Here is an 18,412-nt window from a genome sequence, read left to right on the forward strand (position 1 = left end):
GCCACGCATAAGGAAAACCATGAAAGCTTTTGTCCTCGAGCGCTATGGAAAGCGCAGCGCGCTCGTACCGACCGAGATGCCGCAGCCCGCGCTGCGGGACGACGAGGTCTTGATCGAGGTCCATGCGGCCAGCGTGAACGTGCTGGACTCCAAGATCCGGGATGGCGAGTTCAAGTTGATCCTGCCCTATCGCCTGCCGCTGGTGCTCGGACATGACGTCGCGGGCGTGGTGATCAAGACGGGACCGCATGTCCGGCTCTTCAAGCCTGGCGACGAGGTCTACGCGCGCGTGGACGACTTCAGGATCGGCACCTTCGCGCAATTCGTGCCGGTGAAGGAGACGTCTCTCGCCCTCAAGCCCAGGGACCTCTCCATGGAAGAAGCAGCGTCGATTCCGCTGGTGGGATTGACGGCCTGGCAGGCGCTCGTCGAACGGGCTGGCTTGAAGCGCGGGCAGAAGGTCTTCATCCAGGCGGGATCAGGCGGCGTGGGCACCTTCGCGATCCAACTGGCCAAGCATCTCGGAGCGACGGTCGCGACCACGACCGGCACGAGCAACGTCGCCCTCGTGAAGGGACTGGGCGCCGACGTGGTCATCGACTACAAGAAGCAGGACTTCGACGGCATCCTGCGTGACTACGACGTCGTGCTCAACAGCCAGGATGGCGACACGCTCAAGAAGTCCGTTGGCGTGCTCAAGCGCGGCGGGCAAGTGATCTCGATCTCCGGTCCGCCCGATCCCGAGTTCGGCAAGACGATCGGGGCCCCCGGCTTCGTGCGGCTGATCATGCGTCTGCTGAGCTCGGGCATCCGCCGCAAGGCGGCCGGCCAAGGCAAGCGGTTCTCCTTCCTCTTCATGAAGGCAGACGGCGGCCAGTTGCAGGAGATCACGCGGCTCATCGACGCCGGCGCGATCCGGCCGGTGATCGATCGGGTCTTCCCGTTCGAGTCGACCAACGAAGCGCTCGAGTACGTCAAGTCGGGCCGAGCCAAGGGCAAGGTCGTGATCAAGGTCAAGCAGGCGCGTTGACGGTTCCAGGGGTTGTCGTGCGACACCCGTCGCACGCAACTCATTCACCCCAGACGGAAACGTCTGGGGTTCTTTTCACAACTGCGCGCCCGAATCGCCGGATGCGTTCGCCGTGTTCAGGGGCCCTACCCGATCCGATAAAGCCCCGCCCCATGCGCCGGCAAGGTCTGCGCGAACCGCCCTGAGGCCTCGCCCAGCGGGCGTCGCGCCCACAGGTCACGCACCGGCTGCGCGCCTTCCAGCGCCAGCTCCCGCAACGCGACGCCAACCTCTCGCGCCTTGTCACCGGGATTGAAAAGCGCCACGTAACGCCCCTTCCCATCCGCCGGCCGCGCCGACCAGATCCGCACGCCGTCCTCGACGAAATGCGGCCGGTTGTCCGAGCTCGCCTGGTCCACGGCCAGCACCTCCGGATTGGTGAGCAGCTGCAGCGTCGCCTCGTCCAGATGGCGCAGATCCCCGCCCATGATCAGCGGCGACCGCGTGATCGCCCACAGCGTCATCAGCGTGCGCTGCTCATCGGGGGTGAACTTCGTATCCCGCTCGCCCAGCGCCAGGCGCCCCAGCGGCAGCATGTCGGGATCCGGCCAGGCGCCCGGCCGGCGCCACGGGTTCCAGTTCTCGAGCCGTGTGAACTGGGCCTCCAGCATCTTCCAGTCGTCCCAGAAGTCGTCCGAGATGCGCCACATCTGCGCGTACTGGCGGACGTGCTCGCCGCGGATCACCGGCGTCTCGCCCGGCGACAGGCTCAGCACCATCGGCCGCTTCGCGCGCACGATCGCGCGATGCACCGCTTCGATCTCGGGCGCATGCGCGTCGTAGGGACGGCTCATGTCGTCCATCTTGATGAAGTCGACGCCCCACGAGGCATAGAGCGCGAAGACGCTGTCGTAATACGCCTGCGCGCCCGGCTTGCGCATGTCCACGCCGTACATGTCGGGATTCCACGAGCAGACGCTCGACGTGTCGGCGATGTCGGCGGCCCGGTACGACGTGCCCAGGATCGGCAGGTTGCGCTTGACCGCGAGCCGCGGAATCCCGCGCATCAGATGGATGCCGAACTTCAAGCCCATCGCGTGGACATCCGCCGCCAGCGGCCCGAAGCCGCGGCCGCCGGCGCTCGATGGAAAGCGGTTCACCGCCGGGATCAGCCGGCCGTTCCCATCCATCGCGGGCTCGGGATTGTCGCTGTACGTGTAACTCGACGCCGTCGGCTCGTACCACTGGATGTCGATGGTGAAGATCTCGTAGCCGGCGGGCCGCAGCTTGTCCGCCATGATCCGCGCGGTCTCGCGCGCCTGCGCCTCGTTGATGGTGGTGGCAAAGCTGTTCCAGCTGTTCCAGCCCATCGGCGGCGTGGGCGCCAGCACGCGCTGCGCCGACCTTTGCGCGGTGGGCGACGCCTGCGCCTGCAAGGTCGAGGCCGCGGCACCGGCCATTCCCGCCATGCCGGTACGGATCATTGCGCGACGACTGAGCATTCCTGTCTCCGTGATTCGTTCTTCTGACGCCGTCGCCGCGCCCTCACGCGTGAATCCGCGCCGGGCGGCCGCGACAGCGCGGCGGAAGGTATCACGGGCCATCGAAGCACCGACCTGCGGCTGCGATCACAAGTTGTCGCCGATCGATATCGAGATCGACATCCCGGGTCGCAACCGCCGGTGGACACCCGTTGAACCGCTGGTGGCAGGCGTTGCTGAGGTCCCCGGATCGCCGAAGTCATGGGCCAGACGTCCGTGCCTGGCCCACGATCGGTGACGCGGGTCGCTCAGCGCTGCGCCGCCGCCAGTTGCTCCTGCGCCTGCGCGTTGACCACCTCCAGACGGTCGGTCTTGACCTTCGCGTCGAACGACTGAATGTCCTTGGCCGACGAGTCGAACCACGGCTTGATGGCCGTGTGGATGCCGATGGCGCCGCCGATGGCCATCGCCACGCGCTGGTCGGCCTCCGCGAGCGGCCGCGCCACCGCGGCCGTCACTGTCGAGATCACGCCGAGCGCCGTCGTGGCCTTGACCATCTCGCCTGCGCGATTCAGCAAGCTCGCGCCGACGTTCGACAGCGTATGGCGCGCCACGCTCGACGCGCTGCGCGGTGGCGCGCCCTCGACGGTCGGTTGCGGGTCCATCAGCGGACCAGCCTTGAAGGCCGCGCCGATCGCGTTCAGCGGCGTCGTCACGACGCTCGCGACGGCCGACACGACCTGGCCGGCCTTCGCCGCGGTGGACAACGGCGGCGCCTGCGTCGTGGCCGGGCCGCCGGACTCGATGTCGCCTCCGGCCGTCGATGTCGACGGCGTGGACGTCGACGGCGCCGTCGCGTTCATGTGCTTCGCGAAGAACAGCGGCACCTCGTTACCCTTCTTCATCAGGTCCTGCAGCGCCTGCGCGCCATCGGCGCGACCCGAGGCCACCAGCTCGCTCAGTTGCGCCGCGTCCGGCACCTTGACGGTCGCCACCGACTGCCGCACGCCCATCACCGCGCCGATGACGCCACCGGCGGTGGCGGACACGCCCAGGCCGAAGCCCACCTGCCCCGCCACGCCCAGCGGCGTGGTGCCGAGCGCCGCCGCCCGCGCGGCGGTGACCGCGTCGAACGCGACCTGCCCCAGCGTGACGTTGCTGTCGCTGCTGATGTTGGTGATCTCGGCCTGCTGGGCCTTCACCGACGCCCGCAGCTGGTCCCCGGATCCGGGCAGCAGCGTGTTCATGTCCTTCACGACCTGGTCGGGCACGACGGCCTTGTCGTCGATCGGCGCGAACTGCCGCGGCATCAGGTTGATCACCGGTGCGACCACGGTCTGGCCCAGCAGGTTGCCGGTGGCGCCGGCGGCGGAGCCCATGAACAGCTGCGTGACAGTCGACACGACCATGGACTTCAGCGACGGCGGGCCCGAGGGGGCGGCGCCCGGGGCCGGCGCGCTGTTGTCGAAGACGGCGCCGGATTGCGGACGCCCCTGCTCCGCCCGCGCCACGGCATCCCCCGCGGCCAGGCCGGCGTTGCGCCCGACGCCGAAGGCCATCGACGTGCCCGCGACCCCCACCCGCATGATCGAGGTGGCGAGCGGCTGCAGGCGGTCCATCCATTGCGCCGACCCCTGGCCGTACTTGATGGCCTCCTGATGCGCCTTGATCTGGTTGTCGCCAGCCTGCCCGCGGTCCTCGGGCGCCAGCTTGGCCGGATCCAGTTCGGCCCGCAGCGCGTTCTGCAGGGGCTGGCTGGAGACGGGCTTCTGGGAGAACTGCTTCACCGCCTTGACGCCGGTCTTGATCACGGCGCCCACCGTCGACAGCGTCGGCATGACGGCGTCCTTGATCTTCGACCCGGCGGTGTGGGTCACGCTCGTGTTGGCCGCGGCCTCCACGACCTGCGGCAGGCCGACCCGGCCCGCCAGCTGGCTGGCGGCGTCGCCCGCCGATTCCAGGCCGCTCCGGACACGCCGGCGCAGGCCCTGCGGCTGCTGCAGCTCCTCCTGGCGCGGCGGCTCCAGCGGCGTAGTGGGGTTCGAGCTGGTGCTGCCGGTGATCAGTGGCGCCGGACTCTGCGACGCACTCGGGATCTTGCTCATGCTCATGTCATTGCTCCTTCGGCGTGGCGGCGTCCTGCAGCAGCAGCGCCAGCTGGCGGGCGGTGAGCATGTCCTGCACCAGGCTTTCCGAGGACGCGGTCTCCGCGTCGACGACGCGATGCAGCGCCAGCATGCCGTCGGGGTCGCTGCCGATGGTCATCCCGTGCACCGCGAGCAGCCCCGGCGCCTGCGCCAGCAGCGCGATCAACGCGGCCGGCGGCATCTCGCCCAAGCGCAGCCCCAGCGTGACGGACACCACCAGCTTGCTCTCCTGCGCCGACGCCAGTGCGACCGGCGACAGCAGCACCGCCTCGCCATCGAGCACCAGGCCGCCGTCGCGCGCCGCCTGCTCCGCCGCGTCGGCGTCCATGCCGAGCGCGCGGGCGGCGGCGCGGGTCAGTCCGTGCACGTGCGCCAGCAGCGGGCCGACATGAGCCGGCAAGGCGGCGCTGAGGTCGGAGGTCGGGGTCGAGGTGTCGAGGGGCGAGGTCATGGGTTCATCTCCTGGTGGCTGAATGGCGCATCGCTGGCGCCGCGCGGCGTCGACCGAGGCGTCGGACGGCCCCGGGAACCCGCAGGTCGCGGGAAGCCTGGACCGTGCGCCGGGCGGCTGGAATGCTCATCGACGAGGCTAGTGCCGGGATGGGACGCGATGCGGTCCAGGCACGAAGCGGCATGCCGATGCGCGAAGCGCCGCGGACCGCGATGGCACCGGGTCGTCACCCCTTCGGTCCGAAGGGGCCGGCTTCGCATCACCTGCGCGGGCGCGCGGGCGCCTCGCGATGCTTCGGTCACCACGCATAGATGGAGACAACGGCCATGCCGAACCGCCCGCTCACGTCACTGGTCTCGACGCTCGCGCGCGCCGGCACCTCCCTGCTGAATCCGGCCGGCGCGGCCGCGACGGCCGTCGCAAACGCGACGACCACGACCGCGCCGGTCGCGACGCCCGGCAGCCAGTCGTTCTCCGCGCTCGCCACCCGGCCGTCCACCGCGTCGGCGCAGCTCGCACCGCGGCGTGAACTGTCCACCTTGCCACCGGGCGCCGACGTCGCCGGCAGCACGGCGGCGCTGGACGCGCTCGCGCTCAAGGGCGTGATGCGCGATGGCGACGCGTGGCGCACCGCCTGGCGCGAGCTGCAGCAGCTCCCCGCGGGTGAATGGGCGCCGGCGCTGCAGCAGCTGGAGCGGCTCGAGCAGAAGACCGCCCTCGCCTTGCGCGGTTGGGAGGCGCAGGACCAGAAGTCGCCGCTGTCGCCCGAACAGCGCGACCACATCGTGGCCTTGCAGGACCTGCTCTGGGGCGTCCGCGATGGGCAGGCGCTGCTCGCCGCCGCGAGCGCCGGGGGACCGGTGACGCCGATGCAGCTGGCGCGGCAATTCGGCCTGAGCCCGGATGCGGCCTCGTACAGCCCCGTGGCGGCAGGCGCCGCGCCGCTGGAACTGCCCGAGCGGATGGCGCTCAGCCTCTACAGCGTCAACAGCCAGGTGCAGATGCTGCGCGAGCCGGTGTTGAGCCGCGCCTTCCACGCGATCAACGCCGCGCTGCGTCATGACCAGCCCGAGATGCAATGGGCGCTGCAAGGCCTGACGCAGCCGCTGCTCAGCGGCCTGGCGCGTCTGCCCGCGGTGCAGGAACCGGTGATGCGCGGCCTGTGGCTGCCCGGGCCGGATGCGCTGGCCGCCGTGGCGGACCGCATGCAGCCGGGCGCCACGATCGACACGAAGGAGATCCTCACCGGCAGCCGTGAGGCGCCTTATCCGGGGCAGGTCGTCTTCACGATGACGCCGCTGGCGCAAGGCACGAAGGCGCGCGACACGTCGGCCTTCAGCTATGCCGAGGAACAGCGGGAGGCGGCGTTCGCGCCCGGCGCACGCTTCGCGGTCGCGTCCGCGGAGGTGTTCGAGCCGGGGCGCAAGGGCGAGGCGAAGCTGGACTTGTCCGATGCGCTGACCGCGTCCTCCGGCCGGTCCTGGCAGGCGCTGCGCGACCAGCCGCTGCTGAAGGTGGCACTGCAGGAGCTGCCGCCGGCCGATCGGTCGTGAGGGGGTGGCGGCGCCGTTCACGCCAGCGCGCGAGCGTCCGCCAGTGGCTGACTGAGCGAGAGCAGCCCTCACCCCTGCCCTCTCCCGCAAGCGGGAGAGGGAGTCTCGTGGTCGCGGCCCGAGTTACTCCCTCTCCCGCGGTGCGGGAGAGGGTTGGGGTGAGGGTCGTCGCAGCATCAGCTCCTCGGCCTTGGGCTTCACCACCTCGTTGAACACCTGCTTGCCGGTTTCCTTGACCGCCGCCTTCGCGGCCGTCTTCCCGACCACGCTGGCACTCGCGGTGACTGCCTTACCCGCCCCGGGCGCGGTCAGCACGCTCAGCGCATTGCTGCCGAAGCTCTTGCCCGCATTGGCCGCGGCCTTCTTCACATCGCCCCCGTCGATCGCCGTGCGACCGACATCCAAGCCACCAGCGATCGCGTTCGACACCATCGAGCCGACCGCCGCCACCTGGCTCACGAGCGGGATCTTCAGCGCCGCGATCGCCCCCAAGGTCGTCGAGCCGATCTTCTCGAAGATCGAAAAACCCTTCATCACCCCCGTCACGACGCGCCGCAACTTGCCGCCCTTCTCCGTGCGCGGATCGGGCTGGTTCCAGCGGCCATCCACCATCTCGCGCACCGCCGCGGGATCGCGCCAGGGAAAGGGCCGAACGGGGGGCTCGATGTCGACCTCGCCATCGGCCGGCCGCTCCGCGCGCCGCTCGACGGCGGGCGGCGCCACCGGCGGCGGCCCCTCGGTCCGATCGACGCGCTCCAGAAACCGGCGCAGGTCGTTGCGCCCGACCCGGCCATCGTCCGAGGAGCGCCAGGCGTTGCTCTTGTGCCCCCGCTCGGCGTTGTCGAGCAGCCCGAACAGCACCGGATCGCCCAGCAGCACCAGCGCCGCCTCGGTGTGCGCGCGCGGCCGCTGGGGGTCCTCGGCGATGCGGCGCAGCTTGTCGCGGTCGAACAGCCGGCCGTCGAAGAAGTCGTCCGCATGGCGCTCGATCGTGCGCACCGCGCGGCGCTCCTCGGGCCGCAGCCGGATGTGGCCGGCCAGCGCGTCGGCGAGCGCGGCGCGCGGGATCGCCTCGTCCTGCGGCCGCCCGGTGATGCACTCCCATTCCTCGGGATGGCTCGCCAGGTAACGCGCCGCGGCGATCACCTGCGGCGGCCGCCGGTCCATCGGCAGCGTGCCGTCGACCAGCTCCCGCAGCGTCTCCAGCGAGGTGGTCTTCGGCAGGTAATCGGAATACTTGTAGAGCTCACGCGCCGCGTCGTGACGGGTCATCTCCCGCACCGTCCCGCCGCCATCGGACGGCAGGTAGTTGTGGCGGAAGCTCTCCGCGCGGCGGCGGTTGTAGCGGATCAGCTCGGTGGACTCCGCAACCGTGTGCAGGTCGGTCCGGCCGATGCGGCCATCGGTGCGCCCATTGCTCGCGCTGTCCAGGCCATCCTTCAGTTCCTCGTCCGACAGCACCGTGCGCAGCGCGCGACCGAGCTCCGGCGCGGTGCGCGGATCGTCGGCGATGCGCTGCAGGTCCGGGACGGACTTGGGCTTCTCGAACAGGCGTTCGTTGCGTTGCAGCGTGGACACCGCCTGCAGGCGATTCATCGGCACCGGCACCGGCACCGGATCGGAGAACTCCGGCACCGGCGCCGGGCTCGCGCTGTCCGGCTCATCGCCGGACCGTCGCAGCGAGAGGGTCACCGCGGCATCCAGCCGCTGCCGCCACTCCGGCGACAACCCCGGCCCATGCTCCGACACCGGCTCCGGCACCGCGCCGAAGTTCGGCGGCAAGGGCATGGCGGGCAGTCCCTGGTTCGCGATCGACGGGGGCATGAAGGTCTCCAGAAGCTGACGTCATTGGGGCGGGCGGCCGGGCGCCCGATCGATGCATGGTCCCGGGCCGCGTCATCGCGCTTTCGGGGCGGGCCGAAGCGCCGGGCGGGCAGACGAAGCGGCCCGCGCGGCGACCGGGCGTGTTTCGCATCGACGGCCGCGGCTTCGCGTGCTCCCCGCGCCGGTGCCCGTTCGCACCGAACCTGGGCGTTTCAACAACAACACCAGGAAGGCCCCCATGTCCTCGGACACCTCGATCACCCGCAGCCCCGCGACCCTGTTGCCGCCCGGCACCTCCACCAGCTCGCAGCCGGCGACGCCGCAGCCCACCGCCCTCTCCCAGCCCGCGGCGGAGTCCTCGACCTTCACCGGCCTGCGCCGTCGCCGGCAGCCCCAGGGGGACATCGAGACCGGCGACCTGCGCGGCGGCGACGGGTCCATCGGCGTGTCCACCGCCGTGGCGCCGCAGCTGCGGTGGCGTCAGGTGCCCTATGGCTCGGAGAAGCACCACCCCCTCACGACCACGGTCACGGTGCCCGGCTATCAGGTGAAGAACCACCTGTCGGCGGGCGGCCCGCCCGGCGAGATGCCGCTGGCGCCGAAGTTCCCATCGCTGGAGGCGGACCGGTTCGATTTCTCCGTGCCCGCCGGACGCGACGCGCAGCTGAAGACCGCGGCGAGCCTGCTGGAGACGCCGGCGCTCGACCGGTGGCTGGGCGCGGAAGCCGCTGCGGCGCCGCTCGCCGACGCTCCCTCCGGGTCGGCCGGGGCCGCGCTGCTGAAGGTGGCGGGAGACGCGACCCGGACCGCGGCCGGCGCGGCCGTCGCGGCGGCGCAGTCGGTGGGCCTCTGGGCTCGCGCCACGCCCACGCTGTCCGACATGGCGCCCGCCGAGGCCCGCGCCGCGGCCGCTTCGGGGGCACCGCGGCTCGACACCCGCGTGAATGAGCAGAAGGCGCTGATCGCCTTGGCTGGTGCCCAGTACGCGGCACGCGGCATCGAGGTCGAGGTCGACAAGTCCGTGCTCTGCCTGCAGGCCGCCGCCGAGGACAAGGGCCCCGCCTTGCGCGACTTCGTCGCCGGCTTCAAGCCGCTGCTCCATGCACTGCACGGGTTGCCCGGGGAGGCGTCCGGCCCGCAACGCGATGCCGCCCGGCAGGCGGTGGACGCCCACAAGGCGACGCTGTCCGCCCTGGATCTGCCGGGGGACGTCGCGCCCTTGCTGGGCCGTGTGCTCGACAAGCTCGACCGCGCCTGGGCGGGAGAGGCCCAGGCGCGGCATCGCCACGCGACGGCCCTGAGCGAGCTCCATGCGCTGCAGGACCGGCAGACCGGCGTGGTGCTCGGGCGGGCCGCCGCCATCGATTCGTCGCTGGGCGAAACGCTGGGATCGGTGGCCGATCGGCTCCGCACACGGCCAACCAAGGAGGACCAGCTGCCGCGCGACACGGCGCTCGAGAACATCTTCAGCGCCAGCGTCGTCGCCTTCGGCCAGCGGGGCGAGACGGGCCAGCTCGCCCTGGACGGCCCGCAGGGACAACAGGCGGCGCAGGCGCTGCAGACGCTCGGAACGCTGGACGTCCGGCGGCTCGCCGACGCGGCGGCATCGCCCGAATCGCGCTCGCCCGCGGAGTCCGCCGCCGTCGCGCTGGCACGGGAGGTCGCCGTGCTGCCGCGCGGCATCGAGATGCTGTCCGCGCTGATGGCGCCACCGGCGCCCGGCGCGCCCAAGCTGGACAAGGAAGCGGTCGCCCGTCGCGACGCCGCCTTGCGCGTGCTGTTCTCGGCCGACGCCACGCTCGATTCGTCCGGCGCGCCGGCTGCCGCCACCGGCATTCCCGCGCAGGCGCGCACCGCCGCCGCGGCCGTGCTGCAGACCTCGGACTTCAAGCTGGACGGACTGGATGCCGACCTCCGGCGCGCGTTCAACGCGGTGCGCAACGCCTTCTTCGACGAGGGCCCGGGCAGCTCGCTGCAGAAGGCCGACGACTACCTGAAGGGGCTGACGACCGACATGCTGTCCAGCGTCTCGCGCGAGAACGGCGTGATGGGCGCGCTCGCGCGGGCCCTGCCGATCGGCGGCGCCACGGCGCTGAACCCGTCGGCCGTCGGTTCGGCGACCCGCACGCTGGCGCAGGCCGGCCTGATCACCGGCACCCAGGAGGCGGTCGACGCCATGAGGACCGCCATCGACACGCTGCGCGGCAACGACACGGCGCTGCCGGCGGAACGCGCGCTCAAGACGCTGGCACGGGCGCTGGACGCCGCCGTGCCGGACGGGGCGCCGGAGCGGATCGTCAACGCGGCGATCGCCGAGGTCCGGGTCCCGGAGCGCTTCGGTCTGGATGAACGCACGCTGGCGCAGCAGCCGGCGCTGTCCAGGATGTGGGAGAGCTATGCCGCTGGCCAGGTAACGCCCGCGGAAGCGACCCACCAGCTGGCGCGCATCGCCGCCGCCGACCTGACCGAGGCCAAGGAGCCCGTTGCGGCCAAAGCGGTGGGCGCGTTCCGCAAGACGCTGGACCGCGCCGTCGGCTCCGCGATCTGGAACCGCGGCCAGATCGACGACAAGCAGCAGCTGCTGGACGGCCTGATCTCGATCGGCCGGCTGATGTCGCTGCGCGACAAGTTCAAGTTCAGCGGCGGCAACAGCTACGGCTTCGACACCTCCAAGGTCCAGCTGGGCTTGAGCCAGGCCGGCATGCCCGATCCGATGTCCCTGACCCTGCGGCTGGCCGCGGCAGGCAAGTACCAGCACGACCTGGTGATGGAGATCGGCATGACGACGCAGGCCTACTACCTCACCGTCGGCACGCAGAGCACGGTCGGCGCCAAGCTCGGCGGCGGGGTCGGCATGTCGCTGAAGCAGGACTTCGACCTGGTGTCGGCCGGCATGCGCATGGCGGACCTGACCGCCACCGGCAGCTACGAGAACCAGTGGCAGAACGGCCTGCTGGCCCGCGTGCCGCGCGACAAGACGACCGAGGCGACGAACCAGCGCGAGTTCGAGGACATGCTGCGCAGCGCGGTGCTGTGGCAGGAGAAGGGCCATGCCGGCCCCGTCGACGCGATCCTGTCGACCGTCGACGCGGCCTCGCTCAACCTGCTGGGCCAGTACAACCGCGAATCCAAGCGGGGCGAGCTCGCGGGCAACGTCCTCAGTCCGCAACTGGCCATTTCCCGGCCCGTGCCGGGGCAGCCGCAGGAGGCGGCGCCGCCTGTCGCTGGCACGGCGGCCGCGCCCGGGCCCGCCGCGGTGCCGGACGACACGGCGCAGGTCGCGCAGGCGCGCGGGGCCTGGCTGCAGGGCCGCAGCCAGGGCGAAGTGCGCCAGACCGTGGCCGAGGAGGCCTCGGGCCATTACCGCTACCAGGAGGTGAAGGCCGGCGTGCGGACCCTGCGGCAGACCGGCGCGGCGGCCAGCCTCAGCGTGCGGCTGAAGGACCTGGGCGACGGCAGGACCGTCAATGCGGGCGACGTGGCCGGCGCCAGCCGGAGCGCGGACAGGGTCGGTGGCGTCGAGGTGACCAAGCGGCTCGTCACGATGGACGGCGTGACGGCACCGATGCGCAGCCGTCGCGTGAGCGAGTTCCTCGACCTGCCACGCTTCGAGCAGGCCGCGGAGGGCGACCGGGCGCGCTGGATCAACCACGGCAACACGTACACGAAGTTCCCCAGCGACTTCAAGCCGGCGCCGGAGGACTTCCGCCTCCGGCAGCAGGCGTCGGAGGCCGACTTCAAGCAGTTCTTCCAGGATGCGGCGGTGCTGGACAACCAGTTCAAGCAGTACCTGGTGGTGGACTGCCTACAGGTGCCGGCCGCGGCGGCCGTCGACGGCTACGACGCGAGCATCCAGCTGGCCCGCAAGCTCGGCCAGCACGAGGAAGCGGCGGCGATGCACGCCGAGCGCGAGGCCTTCCTGGCGGACGAGTCGACCTGGCAGCCGCGGCGGCTGGTGATCAACAACGTGTTCAACACCGCCAACCAGCCGGGCGTGTCGCTGCTCGGCCTGGAGATGCGCGTGTCCGACAACTCGGAAGGCGCGCACAACGACGTGCTGTTCCCGCGCGGTTGAGGGAGGCGGCCTGCGCAGGCCGCTCGCCCTCACCCCAGCCCTCTCCCGCAAGCGGGAGAGGGAGCAATACCGGCTTCGCGCCCGATCGCATCGCTTCGCCTCGCCCTGCGGCCGCGATGGCTCCGGCCTCTAGATTGACCCCTGTCGCAGCGGCCGCGCTGCTCCTGCCTGCGAGGCCCGCCCACCATGTCCGGCGAAAAGACCGAAGAGCCGACAAAGAAGAAGCTCGACGACGCCCGCAAGAAGGGCCAGAGCCCCAAGAGCCAGGACGTCAACGCGGCGCTTGGCCTGGTGGGCCTGCTCATCGTGCTGATCGTGATGGCCGAGTCCACGCTCGACCAGCTCTCCGGCCTCATCATCCGCGCGCTGCGCGAAGGCGTCGTCGCCAAGAGCAACGAGGAACTGCTCGCGCTCACCGTCGACATCGCCCGCTCCGGCTTCCTCGCCACCCTGCCCTTCGTCGCCGTGTCGGTGGCGCTGGGCGTCATCGCGTCCTTCGCGCAGGTCGGCTTCAACCTGTCGTTCGAGCCGCTCAACCTGCAGTTCGACAAGCTCAACCCCGCCGAGGGCGTCAAGAAGCTCTTCTCCGTCCGCTCGATCATCGACTTCCTGAAGATGGTGGCCAAGGCCATCGCGCTCGGCGCGGTGCTCTGGGTCATGATCCGCGGCCTGGTGCCGCTGCTGGTCGGCGCGGCCTACTTCGACGCGGTCGGCGTCGGCGTGCTCGGCTGGAAGGCCCTGATCAAGCTGATCTCCGCCGGCTGCCTCGTCTTCATCATCGTCGGACCGGTCGACTTCGGCCTGCAGCTGTGGCTGTTCAAGCGCGACCAGAAGATGTCCAAGGACGAGATCAAGCGCGAGCACAAGGAGAGCGAAGGCGATCCGCAGCTCAAGGGCCAGCGCAAGCAACTCGCGCACGAGATGGCCACCTCGCCGCCCGAGCAGCGCGTGCCCGGCTCCACCGTCGTCGTCACCAACCCGACCCACTACGCGGTGGCGTTGCGCTACGAGCCGGGCGAGACGCCGCTGCCGGTCATCGTCGCCAAGGGCATGGACGCCGAGGCGCTGCGCATCCGCGCCATCGCCGAGAAGTCCGGCGTGCCCATCGTCGGCAACCCGCCGCTGGCGCGCGCGCTGCACAAGCTGCCCGTCGACGACGCCATCCCCGAGGAACTCTTCGAGGCCGTCGCCGCCGTGCTGCGCTGGGTCGCCTACCTGCACACGCTGACCTCGCCGGCGCCGCTGCCCGCAACCGCCGCATCCACCGCGCCCGCCGCCTCCTCCACCGAGTCGCCGCGGCCCGCCGCGCCACCGCCCACTCCCTGATCCCACCCGGAAGGACCCGCCGCCATGGCCGCCCTGCGCCTCAGCCCCACCATGGGCAACGACCTCACGATGGCTTCGCTCATCGTCGCCATCGTGGCGCTGATGATCCTGCCGCTGCCCACGATGCTGATCGACACGCTGCTGGCGATCAACATCGCCGTCAGCGTGCTGCTGCTGATGACGACGCTGTTCATCCCCAACGCGGTGTCGCTGTCCTCGTTCCCGTCGCTGCTGCTGTTCACGACGCTGTTCCGGCTGTCGCTCAACATCGCCTCGACCAAGGCCATCCTGCTGCACGCCGACGCCGGCCACGTGATCGAGAGCTTCGGCAACCTGGTCGTGGGCGGCAACCTGGTGGTGGGCATCGTCGTGTTCATCATCATCACGGTGGTGCAGTTCATCGTGATCTCCAAGGGCTCGGAGCGCGTGGCCGAGGTCGGTGCGCGCTTCACCCTCGACGCGATGCCCGGCAAGCAGATGAGCATCGACGCCGACCTGCGCGCCGGCATCCTCACCGCCGAGGAAGCCAAGCGCAAACGCGCCATGCTGGCGATGGAAAGCCAGATGCACGGCGGCATGGACGGCGCGATGAAGTTCGTCAAGGGCGACGCCATCGCCGGCCTGATCATCACGATGGTCAACATCCTGGCCGGCATCGTGGTCGGCGTGCTGTACCACGGCATGACCGCGGGCGAGGCCTCGACCCGCTTCGCCGTGCTGTCCATCGGCGACGCGATGGTGTCGCAGGTGCCCTCGCTGTTCATCTGCGTGGCCGCCGGCGTGCTGATCACCCGCGTCGCCGACGAGCAGGAGAAGAAGCCGCGTTCGCTGGGCCAGGAGATCGGCGCGCAGCTCTCGCGCAATCCGCGCGCCATCTACCTCGCCGGCGGCCTGACCATGGCCTTCGCGCTGGTGCCGGGTTTCCCGGCGCTGCAGTTCCTCGGCCTGGCGATGGGCCTGGTGGCCATCGCCCACTGGCTGGGCAAGCGCCAGCGCAAGGAGGAAGCCACCGTCCTGTCCAAGCCGATCAGCGCCCTGCAGCGCGAGGGCGGCAAGGGCGACGCGCCCGCGATCCTGCAGCAGCCGCCCCACTTCGCCAAACCGCTGGCAATCCGGATGTCGCGCCCGCTGGGCGAGCTGCTCGAGGCCGACCGCCTCGACGAGGCGCTCGAGTCCGAACGCCACAAGCTGCAGGCCCACCTGGGCCTGCCCTTCCCCGGCGCGGCAATGTGGGTGTCGGCCGACCTGCCGGAGCACCGCTTCGACGTGCTGCTCAACGACGTGCCCGCCAGCCAGCACACGGTGCCCGGCCGGCTGCTGCTGCTGAACGACCCGAGCAGCGCGCTCGCCGGCGCGGCCCAGCGCCATGGGCCGATCCTGCATCACGCCGAGTCGCTGTGGCTGCCGCCCGCCGCGGTGCCCGAAGCGCAGCGCGGCGCGTGCATGGACCTGGAGTCGGTGATCGCGGCGCAGGTCTTCGGCGTGCTGCGCCGCCACGCCCATCTGTTCATGGGCGTGCAGGAGGTGCAGTGGGTCATCGACCGCGTCTCGCCCGAGTACCCCGGCCTCGTCGCCGAGGTGCAGAAGGTGCTGCCGCTGCAGCGCATTGCGGAGGTGCTGCGCCGGCTGCTCGAGGAGCAGGTGCCGATCCGCAACGTGCGCTCGATCTTCGAGAGCCTCATCGCCTGGGGCCCGAAGGAGAAGGACATGCTGCTGCTCACCGAGTACGTGCGCGGCGACCTGGGCCGCTACCTGGCCTTCGAGGCGACGGCGGGCCAGGGTCATCTGTCGGCGGTGCTGCTGGATCCCGCCATCGAGCAGGCGATCCGCCAGTGCATCAAGCCCACGCCGGCCGGCAACTACCTGGCGATGCCGCCGGAGAACGCGATGGCCTTGACCGACCGCATCGCGGAACTGGCCGGCGCGCCGTCGCAGGGCGTGGCGCTGGTCACCTCGATGGACATCCGCCGCTACGTGCGCAAGATGATCGAGGGCCGGCTCGAGTGGCTGCGCGTCTACTCCTTCCAGGAACTGGGCAGCCTCGTCGAGCTGCGGCCGATCGGCCGCGTGAGCGGCTGAGCGCGCGGACCACCGGGCCCCATGTCGCGCACCGAGCCCCGCCGTCCCTTGCGGCTGCTGCAACCCGCCGAGGTCGCGGGACGCCCCGCCGCGGCCGCGCAGGCGGCGGCGCAGCAGTCGGCGGACCGGTTCAGACGCACGCTCGGCGCGCCGCGCAGGCAGGAGACGGCCGAAGCCGCCACGCCGGCGTCGTCGAGCGCCTCGACCGCGCCGGACACAAGCGCCGCCTCCACGCCAGGGGCCGGCTCCAAAGCCTCCGCGGACCGTCACGGCGCGCTCGCCCAGCCGGCGGCACCAAGGGCCACGTCGCGTACCGCGGCGGTCCTGCATGTGCTGCCGCCGCAGGACGAAGGACAGGTGCCGGAGGCGCTCGATGTCCCCGCCGATGACGACGGACCGGACGTGCCGGCCGCCGCCGCGGACGACTGGCCCGAGCGCATGGCCGCGTCCATCGCCACCCTGTGCGCCCGCGCCGATCCGGCCATCGTGAACTGGACCGTCACGATCCCGATGGATCCGGCCGTGCTGCCCGACACGACGCTGCAGCTGAGCCTTTCGCAGCACTGGCTCGCGCTTCGCTTCTCGACGCAGTCGCCACAGTCGCACCACCTAGTCTGCCGATACCGGCCCCGGCTGCTCGAGCAGCTCGAGCGCCTGCCCCAACTGCCCCATGGCATCGACATCGAAGTCCTATGACGCCTGAGCTGACCGCCACGACGCCGACCAACGCCCCGCCCCCGCGTGGCGCCGTGGCCCGCGCGGAGAGCCTGGCCGGCCGCCTGCCGGCGCTGCGGCCGGCGGCGGCGCGCGCGGCGCGCCTCGGCTTCGACGGCCGCTTCCCACGCTGGCTCACCGAGCGGCTGGGCCTGGCCACGCAGGTGCATGCGGCGCGGCCGCCGACGGAGCTGCTGTCGCTGGACCTGCGCAGCGCGGCCGGCCGCGCCGACGTGGCGCTGGATCCGTCGCAATGGCCCGCGCTGGCGATGGCGGCGGAACTGCCCGATGCCGAGCTGGCCCGCGAGGTCGCCGACGCGCTGCTCGCGCCGCTGGCCGCGCGACTGGCGCCGCTGCTCCCCGGCCTGCGGGTCGGCGCGGTGCGCCGTTATCCGTCGGAGGTGCTCGGCGATGGCGGCCTGCCGGCGCTGAACGTCGGTGCCGGGCAGCTGTCGCTGGCGCGGCTGGATCGCGCGCTGGCGGATCACCTCGATGCGCTGATGCGCGACGGCACGGCCTCGCCGCTGGGACGGCTGGCCGCGCTGCGGGTGCCGATGCGCCTCGCGCTCTTCGAGCGACCGCTGGGCCAGCGCGCGCTGCACGGCCTGACCCCCGGCGACGTGGTGCTGGCCGGCGCCGCGCGTCGCGCCGGATCGCGCTGGCGCGTCACCTTGAAATTCGGACTGGGAATCACGATGCAAGCCACTGCCGACCTCGACCTCGATGCCTCCCGCGCCCACCTCGCGGCCCCGCCCCGCCTCGTCGACGAGGCGGCCGCCGCGCCGCTGGCCATGCCGCCGGCCGAAGGCCTGGAGCATCTGCAGGTGCCGGTGTCCTTCGAGATCGACAGCGCCCGCATCGCGCTGGGCGAGCTGGCCAGCCTCGGCGAAGGCGCCGTCATCGAGCTCGACGTACCGCTGCCCGAGGCGACGGTGCGCCTGGTCTGCCATGGGCAGACGCTCGGCCTGGGCCAGTTGGTGGCGATCGGCGACCAGCTCGGCGTGCGCATCGTGCGGATGGGCCTGGGCGTGGCGTCCGGCAGCGCCGGCGTTGTCGCCGCCTCCACGGGCCTGACCCCGGGGCTGTCGTCATGATGCCGTTGCCGAGCACCGATCCGGTCTCGCTGTTCCTGGTGCTGGCGGCGATGGCGGTGCTGCCGTTCGCCGCCATGGTGGTGACCTCGTACACCAAGATCGCCGTCGTGCTGGGTCTGCTGCGCAACGCCATCGGCGTGCAGCAGGTGCCGCCCAACATGGTCCTGAACGGCGTGGCGATGATCGTGTCCTGCTACATCATGGCGCCGGTGCTGATGGAGGCCTCGGAGCAGATGCGCGGCGCCTCGACCTCGGCGACGCAGTCCAACGCGCAGCAGCTGCTGGGGGCCGCCGACGCCGCGCGCGAGCCCTTCCGCCGCTTCCTCGACAAACACGCCGATCCGGCCGAGAAGGCCTTCTTCCTGAAGTCCGCCGCCGCCATCTGGCCCGCCGAGCGCGCCGCCCAGCTCAAGAAGGACGACCTGCTGGTGCTGGCGCCCGCCTTCCTGCTGACCGAGCTCTCGGCGGCCTTCCGCATCGGCTTCCTGCTCTACCTGGCCTTCGTCGTCATCGACCTGGTGATCGCCAACGTGCTGCTGGCGATGGGCCTGTCGCAGGTCACGCCGACCAACGTCGCGATCCCGTTCAAGCTGCTGCTGTTCATCGTGCTGGACGGCTGGCCCAAGCTCATCCACGGGCTGGTGCTGACCTACCGCTGA

At 71.4% G+C, this 18,412-nt stretch carries 12 protein-coding genes; 8 read left to right on the forward strand and 4 right to left on the reverse strand.

Features of this window, described 5'->3' with window-relative positions; genetic code table 11:
* Positions 1-19 precede the first annotated feature (19 nt).
* The gene (locus FHT37_RS08470) at positions 20-1,030 is read left to right on the forward strand and encodes an NADP-dependent oxidoreductase (protein ID WP_183480143.1); all 1,011 of its coding nucleotides are present in this window, start codon (positions 20-22) and stop codon (positions 1,028-1,030) included.
* A 125-nt stretch (positions 1,031-1,155) separates the two neighbouring features.
* Here the strand turns inward: FHT37_RS08470 and FHT37_RS08475 are convergent, their stop codons facing one another.
* The 3 genes from FHT37_RS08475 to FHT37_RS08485 form a co-directional block, all read right to left on the reverse strand.
* Entirely contained in the window at positions 1,156-2,511 is a 1,356-nt protein-coding gene (locus FHT37_RS08475) for a glycoside hydrolase family 27 protein (RefSeq protein ID WP_183480145.1), read from the reverse strand.
* Positions 2,512-2,798: 287 nt separating this feature from the next.
* Positions 2,799-4,601: a type III effector protein gene (locus FHT37_RS08480; RefSeq protein ID WP_221210982.1), complete on the reverse strand. Its 1,803-nt coding sequence runs from the start codon at positions 4,599-4,601 to the stop codon at positions 2,799-2,801.
* A 1-nt stretch (position 4,602) separates the two neighbouring features.
* Positions 4,603-5,088 carry a hypothetical protein gene (locus tag FHT37_RS08485; protein WP_091733566.1) on the reverse strand — a complete coding sequence of 162 codons (486 nt, stop codon included), beginning with the start codon at positions 5,086-5,088 and terminating at the stop codon, positions 4,603-4,605.
* A 326-nt stretch (positions 5,089-5,414) separates the two neighbouring features.
* On the opposite strand from FHT37_RS08485, the gene FHT37_RS08490 reads away from it, so the two are divergent.
* Positions 5,415-6,641 (forward strand): hypothetical protein, encoded by a 1,227-nt coding sequence (locus tag FHT37_RS08490; protein ID WP_183480147.1) that lies wholly within the window; start codon positions 5,415-5,417, stop codon positions 6,639-6,641.
* 123 nt (positions 6,642-6,764) lie between these two features.
* Here FHT37_RS08490 and FHT37_RS08495 read toward each other — a convergent pair whose 3' ends face one another.
* Positions 6,765-8,465 carry an HrpF/NolX family T3SS translocon protein gene (locus FHT37_RS08495; RefSeq protein WP_183480149.1) on the reverse strand — a complete coding sequence of 567 codons (1,701 nt, stop codon included), beginning with the start codon at positions 8,463-8,465 and terminating at the stop codon, positions 6,765-6,767.
* A gap of 238 nt (positions 8,466-8,703) precedes the next feature.
* Here FHT37_RS08495 and FHT37_RS08500 point away from each other — a divergent pair, with 238 nt between their 5' ends.
* The 6 genes from FHT37_RS08500 (at position 8,704) to sctR (ending at position 18,412) form a co-directional block, all read left to right on the forward strand.
* The gene (locus FHT37_RS08500) at positions 8,704-12,540 is read left to right on the forward strand and encodes a hypothetical protein (RefSeq protein WP_183480151.1); all 3,837 of its coding nucleotides are present in this window, start codon (positions 8,704-8,706) and stop codon (positions 12,538-12,540) included.
* A 186-nt stretch (positions 12,541-12,726) separates the two neighbouring features.
* Complete coding sequence (gene sctU, locus FHT37_RS08505) at positions 12,727-13,866, forward strand: type III secretion system export apparatus subunit SctU (protein WP_183480153.1); 1,140 nt, start codon at positions 12,727-12,729, stop codon at positions 13,864-13,866.
* A 24-nt stretch (positions 13,867-13,890) separates the two neighbouring features.
* A complete protein-coding gene (sctV, locus tag FHT37_RS08510) occupies positions 13,891-15,945 on the forward strand; it encodes a type III secretion system export apparatus subunit SctV (RefSeq protein ID WP_183480155.1) in 2,055 nt (684 codons plus the stop codon).
* 21 nt (positions 15,946-15,966) lie between these two features.
* Positions 15,967-16,641 (forward strand): type III secretion HpaP family protein, encoded by a 675-nt coding sequence (locus tag FHT37_RS08515; protein WP_183480157.1) that lies wholly within the window; start codon positions 15,967-15,969, stop codon positions 16,639-16,641.
* The gene (locus tag FHT37_RS08520; protein ID WP_183480164.1) at positions 16,638-17,753 is read left to right on the forward strand and encodes a FliM/FliN family flagellar motor switch protein; all 1,116 of its coding nucleotides are present in this window, start codon (positions 16,638-16,640) and stop codon (positions 17,751-17,753) included. The genes FHT37_RS08515 and FHT37_RS08520 overlap by 4 nt, the downstream gene beginning before the upstream one ends.
* A 50-nt stretch (positions 17,754-17,803) precedes the next feature.
* Positions 17,804-18,412: a type III secretion system export apparatus subunit SctR gene (gene sctR, locus FHT37_RS08525; protein ID WP_404932682.1), complete on the forward strand. Its 609-nt coding sequence runs from the start codon at positions 17,804-17,806 to the stop codon at positions 18,410-18,412.

It is taken from the genome of Mitsuaria sp. BK037, from assembly GCF_014193045.1.
Lineage (GTDB): Bacteria > Pseudomonadota > Gammaproteobacteria > Burkholderiales > Burkholderiaceae_C > Roseateles.

What these genes read in the sequence shown, in the direction of transcription:
- sctU (WP_183480153.1), top strand. Translation starts at nt 12,727, where the DNA reads ATGTCCGGCGAAAAGACCGAAGAGCCGACAAAGAAGAAGCTCGACGAC.
- FHT37_RS08475 (WP_183480145.1), bottom strand. Translation starts at nt 2,511, where the DNA reads ATGCTCAGTCGTCGCGCAATGATCCGTACCGGCATGGCGGGAATGGCC.
- FHT37_RS08470 (WP_183480143.1), top strand. Translation starts at nt 20, where the DNA reads ATGAAAGCTTTTGTCCTCGAGCGCTATGGAAAGCGCAGCGCGCTCGTA.
- FHT37_RS08500 (WP_183480151.1), top strand. Translation starts at nt 8,704, where the DNA reads ATGTCCTCGGACACCTCGATCACCCGCAGCCCCGCGACCCTGTTGCCG.
- FHT37_RS08480 (WP_221210982.1), bottom strand. Translation starts at nt 4,601, where the DNA reads ATGAGCATGAGCAAGATCCCGAGTGCGTCGCAGAGTCCGGCGCCACTG.
- FHT37_RS08485 (WP_091733566.1), bottom strand. Translation starts at nt 5,088, where the DNA reads ATGACCTCGCCCCTCGACACCTCGACCCCGACCTCCGACCTCAGCGCC.
- FHT37_RS08495 (WP_183480149.1), bottom strand. Translation starts at nt 8,465, where the DNA reads ATGCCCCCGTCGATCGCGAACCAGGGACTGCCCGCCATGCCCTTGCCG.
- sctR (WP_404932682.1), top strand. Translation starts at nt 17,804, where the DNA reads ATGGCGGTGCTGCCGTTCGCCGCCATGGTGGTGACCTCGTACACCAAG.
- FHT37_RS08520 (WP_183480164.1), top strand. Translation starts at nt 16,638, where the DNA reads ATGACGCCTGAGCTGACCGCCACGACGCCGACCAACGCCCCGCCCCCG.
- FHT37_RS08515 (WP_183480157.1), top strand. Translation starts at nt 15,967, where the DNA reads ATGTCGCGCACCGAGCCCCGCCGTCCCTTGCGGCTGCTGCAACCCGCC.
- sctV (WP_183480155.1), top strand. Translation starts at nt 13,891, where the DNA reads ATGGCCGCCCTGCGCCTCAGCCCCACCATGGGCAACGACCTCACGATG.
- FHT37_RS08490 (WP_183480147.1), top strand. Translation starts at nt 5,415, where the DNA reads ATGCCGAACCGCCCGCTCACGTCACTGGTCTCGACGCTCGCGCGCGCC.